8 protein-coding genes are annotated in these 4473 nt (G+C 43.0%); 2 read left to right on the top strand and 6 right to left on the bottom strand.

The genetic code is table 11. The features are described 5' to 3' along the window. The first annotated feature begins 125 nt into the window (after window positions 1–125). Together QZ488_RS21265 and QZ488_RS21260 are read left to right on the top strand one after the other, a co-directional pair. Entirely contained in the window at window positions 126–380 is a 255-nt protein-coding gene (locus QZ488_RS21265; RefSeq protein WP_293752529.1) for a type II toxin-antitoxin system prevent-host-death family antitoxin, read from the top strand. After that, the gene (locus QZ488_RS21260) at window positions 377–631 is read left to right on the top strand and encodes a Txe/YoeB family addiction module toxin (RefSeq protein ID WP_293752527.1); all 255 of its coding nucleotides are present in this window, start codon (window positions 377–379) and stop codon (window positions 629–631) included. Before QZ488_RS21265 ends, QZ488_RS21260 begins: the two co-directional genes overlap by 4 nt. Before the next feature lie 63 nt (window positions 632–694). Here QZ488_RS21260 and QZ488_RS21610 read toward each other — a convergent pair whose 3' ends face one another. The 6 genes from QZ488_RS21610 to QZ488_RS21235 all read right to left on the bottom strand — a co-directional run. Further along, on the bottom strand, window positions 695–961 hold the full coding sequence (locus QZ488_RS21610; RefSeq protein WP_366509090.1) for a type II toxin-antitoxin system RelE/ParE family toxin: 267 nt from the start codon (window positions 959–961) through the stop codon (window positions 695–697). Further along, entirely contained in the window at window positions 962–1213 is a 252-nt protein-coding gene (locus QZ488_RS21255; RefSeq protein ID WP_293752525.1) for a type II toxin-antitoxin system Phd/YefM family antitoxin, read from the bottom strand. It abuts the gene before it with no gap. 207 nt (window positions 1214–1420) lie between these two features. Next, entirely contained in the window at window positions 1421–3271 is a 1851-nt protein-coding gene (locus QZ488_RS21250; RefSeq protein ID WP_293752523.1) for an IS1634 family transposase, read from the bottom strand. A gap of 73 nt (window positions 3272–3344) precedes the next feature. After that, window positions 3345–3488, bottom strand: a complete 144-nt coding sequence (locus QZ488_RS21245; RefSeq protein WP_293752521.1) for a hypothetical protein — start codon at window positions 3486–3488, stop codon at window positions 3345–3347. Window positions 3489–3569: 81 nt separating this feature from the next. Beyond that, a complete protein-coding gene (locus tag QZ488_RS21240) occupies window positions 3570–4064 on the bottom strand; it encodes a hypothetical protein (protein ID WP_293752519.1) in 495 nt (164 codons plus the stop codon). Next, window positions 4048–4473, bottom strand: a 426-nt coding sequence (locus QZ488_RS21235; protein ID WP_293752517.1) for a site-specific integrase, incomplete at its 5' end; no start/stop codon positions are given. The genes QZ488_RS21235 and QZ488_RS21240, both read right to left, overlap by 17 nt.

The following is a 4473-nucleotide window of genomic DNA, read 5'->3' as shown; positions in this document are numbered from 1 at the left end:
ACTATAGGTTAAGGAGTTTTGCTTTAAGCCACTTCTTTTTTCTCCACATAAAGATTAAAACTCTTAGTTGCGTACAACAATAAGTACTTGTACAATAATGCGAACAATATAAGAGGAGAAGCTTTATGGATACAATGAGTTATTCAGCGTTCCGTAATCATCTAGCTAGTAGCTTGGATAAAGTAAATGATGATCATAAACCACTTTTGATTACGCGCCAAAATGGAAAGCCCGCAGTGCTTATGAGTGTGGATGATTTTCAGGCTTATGAAGAAACGGCTTATTTAATGGCAAGTCCAAAAAACGCTGAAAGACTAAACCAAGCCATCCAAGAAGTGGAGGCTGGTAATATGGTTCATCATGAATTGGGTAATGAATGATTCTATCTTGGGCAGAAGCAGCATGGGAAGATTATTTATATTGGCAACAAGTTGATAAGAAAGTAATTAAACGTATAAACTTGCTAATTAAAGATATTAAGAGACAATCATTTTCTGGTTTAGGTAATCCTGAACCTTTAAAGCATAACTGGTCTGGCTATTGGTCTCGGCGAATTGATCGAGAACATCGTTTAGTTTATAAGACAACTGATGAGGCGATCATCATAGTGCAATGTCGTTATCATTATTAAAAATTCGGGGCCATTAGGTCTTGCATTGCTATATCTGGGAGGTTATGGTCGCAGCACTCCACACTACAGTTGCTTATAAATATCCTTCCGGTGACCAATTTTTATGACGAGAATAACAAGTTGTTCATTATGAATTTCATAAATTATCCGATAACTTCCTATTCTGACTTTATGAAAAGAGTTGTTGCCTTTTATTTTTGTGGTAGCTGGGTCGGGCAAGTTCTGACTGAGACTGACAACTTTATTCTTGATTCGAATTAGATCGCGTTTGGGTAGGTGTTTCAGGCTTTTGAGGACGGCGGGTCTAAACTCAATAGTAAAGGTCGCCATTTATAGCCCAAGTTGTTTCCAGACTTCATTAGCAGGGATGTTCTCACCAGCTTCAGATAATGCTTGTTTTGCATCTTCAATATCAATCACATCTTCGATTTGTTGTAATAGTTCCAGTTCTTCTATGGATACTAAAGCGGCCACCTTTTCTCCTCGGCGAGTCAAAATAATGGGGTCTTGACCATAAGCTACTTTGTTTACTATGTCTGCAAAGTGTTTTCTAGCATCGACGGTAGTAATAGTTGTTGTCATTGGGTTGCCTCTTTGCATTAAGATGTACGTTTCGTACCTATTGTACGCTTTGTTTTTATTAATGTCATGCTGGTGATTACCAAATAGATGCGAAAAGCTAGCCCATGTTTAACACCTATAAATAAAACTCTAGTACAATCAGTCTATTAGAAAATAAAAAACCTCAAGTGGCACTACACTTTGAAAAATAGCGCCTTTCCTCAGTTTTTATACCATAGTTTTGTTGACACCTCCTGGCGCAGGGTTAATATTTAAAGCCTGGTAAATTTCCAATTGTTCCGGTTCGGCGCGCGTGGCTTTACGGATGTGTATTGCGCCGCCATCGGCACGCCGAAAACTCGCCGTAACACGGCATTGGCCGCTCAGCGTTTGGCGAATGGAGTTCCAGCTTGCATTGATTTGACAGTGACCCAGTTGACGGCGGATGACTTGCACAAATTGATAGGCTAACACGGTGATAAACAGATGCCCATCGACGCGTTCTTCTTTGTGATGATAGACGGGACGAAGCCCTAGTTCCGACTTGAGGCTGCGAAACACCGCTTCTAAATCAGTGAGCATAATATAGGTGTGCCACAGTTTTTCGGCATCCCAATCGGTTTCATTACTACGCAGACAATAAACGCCGGGATGAGTGTCTATCGTGCCGGTGACGGGTTGCCGCTTCCAGCTGAGCCCAATGGCTTTTTCTCCGCTTTCGTCAAGCTGTAGGTCAATCTGGTAGTGCTGACCAATACCGTTATGCTTCTCTTTGAAACGACCGATGCGCTGCCAAAGTTTATCGGGGCGTTTTTCTGTGCGCGGACGCTGAAGGCCATCTGCCAAGTTATTAAGTGCGGTTTCAAAACGAGTACTGAACGTACGCGTCATGGCCCGTTCTTTTTCACCGCGTGCTTCTGAATAGCAATACAGACGGGCTTCTTTGCCGTCGTCAGACAGAACTTTCTGACAATGCACAGTATCGCCGGAGGCGGTGGTCAAGCCAATCGCCTGCTCAGGATCAAACTGTCGATTACGTTCACGGCTGACAACCAGATAACGGTAGCCACTAGCTATCAGCCAATCGATATTATCCTGAGTGGCAATACCGGCATCCATCACCACTAAAGCACCTTGCGGCGCGTTCAGGTCTTTAAGCATAAGCTCTAAGGTACCGGCTTCGGAGACATTACCCGCAAAGGTTTGCGAACTGCGCACAAAACCACTGCCATCCAAGACCAGTCCGAGTGTTACCAGCGGGCAATCCTTTCGCTTTTCTTTAGAACGCCCATGTTTGGCTTTGCCATTAATAGCCGCCTCGCCTTCAAAGTAAGTATTGGTCAAGTCGTACAGGGTAACCGTCGTGGAAAGCCCGAATAAGTCGGTGACACGCTCGAATAAGCGCTGCTCAATGATCTCATGGTGTTTCCATAAGACATCGGAAGCGCGGTAAAGACTCATGAGTGACATCGTTTGGTAGTCGACATCCAGTAACTCGCCCAAGCCACTTTTAGCGCCTAACCAATGGTGAGCAGCGAGTTCTGAGCTGGGTGCCGCCATACGGGCAATGATTGAACCAACGATCGCTGTAATCTGAGTGGCGTTGACACCTATGCTACTCAATAATGCCATAAATTCCAGTTGCTGCATTGCCCATAACCCGACTTGCTCCACTGCTACAGACCGTGGCCGAGTTAATTCCAGCGAGTCAATATCCACACTTTGAATGTCGACAGGCGTTGCTTCAGGCTTGCTCGCATCGGCTGTTATCGTCTGTACTTCAGCTTGTCTTGCCACCAGTTGCGCCGCTATACGCTGAGCTTCCCGTTCAGCAGGCGATGGCAAGTTCGTCGGGAACATGGCTGATTGATGGCTGACCAGTTCATCAATGCGAGCGCATAAGGCAGGCCATTGATCCTGATCGACAGTAAAATGCCGTCCCAGATTTAACAATGTGGTCTGGCGTGGTTTACCGCCGATGCGTTGGTTCACGACTAAACGATGCGTGTAGTAGCGCTCGCCGCTGGCAGAGTTATTGGTATGGGTGCGTCTGATATACATGCCTGAAAGATAGCGCATACCGAGAGGGCAGTCAAGTTTTACATTACTATAATGGCACTACAAAAAACTTAAAAAATAAAATGTAATTAAATCAATTGCTTATGATTTTATTTGGCAAAAAATAAGGGAATGGTGTTAAATATGGGCTAAGCATCCATGTGAGTTGGTTAGGGGAAAGAATTTCTTTGTTTGCCTCTAAAAAGGCAGTTTTTCGATCAAAATCAGTTAAAGACATGAGGCCTCCTTTATTTAAAAAGAAACTCATTGTGACATGCCCACTTGGTGGGTAGTCTAGAGGGTAGAATGATCTACCCCCTTATTTTTTTATTTTAGATCCGTGAATTTTCCAGTATTTTTTTCTGTTACCGTATTTCCATGCTGAGTCAAACACGAAATCCCCTGCAAATAAAGAGGAGTCTATTTCTTTACACTTTGCCTTCACCTGCTCTTTATTCATAACAGACATCCGGTCATAATCTAACTCATCAATAGCGTCCAAAATTACTTTGGCCCGCTGCTCATTCTTTGTTAACTGAGTCTTATTCTTAACTAGTAATACACTACGGTCGCAATCCGCTTCTCTAAAATACCAATCATTTCCTATTTCTTCTTGAGTCACCATCAAATGATGATCAAAGTAGTCACCGTCAGGGTGATGGGGATTAATGATAATATTTGCTTTGATTTTTGCATCACCTACAGCGCAACCCTTTCCCTCATATGGCTGCAAATTTCCTGCTGTTACACAAACTAACAATTGCTCAAAAGAGCAATTGAGTGCTGTCATAGCTTCTTTAGCTGTTAAATACATTGTCCATTGCCTTTTCTGTTGCTTTTGAAATATGATCGACTGATAAATGAGCATAACGAGTGGTTGTTTGGGTATCTTTATGCCCTAAAACCGTTGCAGCTTCAAATAATGTCATGCCATTCATTACCATATACGATGCTGCTGTGTGCCGTAAATCATGAAAACGAAAGTTAGTTATACCTGCTTGTTTTAATGCCTTAAACCAGTGTTTCTTGAACTCAATAGGTTGAGTGGGGATTAGCCGACTAGGGAACAGCAGAGTATCACCCACTTGCCTTATCTTTTTCAATTCAACCATAACTATCGAAGGAATAGGACAATGTCGAGGCTCCCCATTTTTAGTTGTTGCTAACATTGCAACTGATCGTGTGAAGTCAATGTCAGACCATTTTAAGTTCATCATTTCTGC

The organism is uncultured Paraglaciecola sp., from assembly GCF_913020055.1.
GTDB lineage: Bacteria > Pseudomonadota > Gammaproteobacteria > Enterobacterales > Alteromonadaceae > Paraglaciecola.
The sequence above is the reverse complement of the archived record's forward strand: the minus strand, read 5'-3'. Positions and strand labels throughout refer to the sequence as shown.